This is a genomic window from Micromonospora sp. M51 (genome assembly GCF_018070305.1).
In the GTDB taxonomy this organism is placed as follows: Bacteria; Actinomycetota; Actinomycetes; order Mycobacteriales; family Micromonosporaceae; genus Micromonospora; species Micromonospora parva.
The window spans coordinates 1-809 of the sequence record NZ_JAGPXZ010001326.1 but is presented as its reverse complement, the minus strand read 5'-3'; the positions used below and the strand labels follow the sequence as shown (position 1 = coordinate 809).

General features: G+C 76.4%; 1 pseudogene. It reads left to right on the top strand.

From position 1 onward, the window contains the following. Positions 1-162 precede the first annotated feature (162 nt). Positions 163-809, top strand: a pseudogene (locus tag KBX53_RS34590) (SARP family transcriptional regulator); the annotation flags it as partial.

Here is an 809-nt window from a genome sequence, read left to right as displayed (position 1 = left end):
GAGTGAGGCGCGTGTGGGGGCTTCGCGTGCGAGGCGCTGCGGCAACTCGCCGAGCAGGCACCCCCGGGCGACCTCGCACCCGCGCTCGCCCCGCTGCTCGGCGGCGGCGACGGTGAGCCCGGTGGCGACGTCACCGCCGGCCGGTTCCGGCTGCACCGCGCGGTGGGCACCTGGTTGGACGCCGCCGCGACCCGCAGACCGGTCGCCGTGATCCTCGACGACCTGCACGCCGCCGACGCGGAGACCCTGCTGCTGTTGCAGAGCGTCACCGAGATGACCACCGGCGCCGTCCTGTTCGTCGCGGCGCTGCGGCCCGCGGACAACGCCGACCGCCTCGCCGAGACGATGGCCGTGCTGGCCCGCCGGTCACCCCACCGGATCCCGCTGGGCGGCCTGAGCACGTCCGAGGTCGAACGGCTGCTCGGCGCGCTGGCCCGGACCACCGTCGACCCGGACACGGTCGCCGCGTTGGCCGAGCGGACCGGCGGCAACCCGTTCTACGTCCGGGAGTCGGCGCGGCTGCTCGCGGCCGAGGGCACGCTCGTCGCCACCTCCGACGTGCCCGAGGGCGTACGCGACGTGCTGCGCCGACGGCTCTCCCGGCTGCCGGCGACGGCCGTGTCGGTGCTGCGCCTCACCGCCGCCGTCGGGCGAGAGGCTGACGTGCCGACGCTCGTCGACGCCGCCGGCACCGACGAGGCCACTGTGCTACGGGCGCTGGAGGCCGGGCTGGCCGCCGGACTGCTCACCGAACCGGCGCCCGGGCGGGTGCGGTTCGTGCACGGCCTCGTCTGCGACACCATCTACAC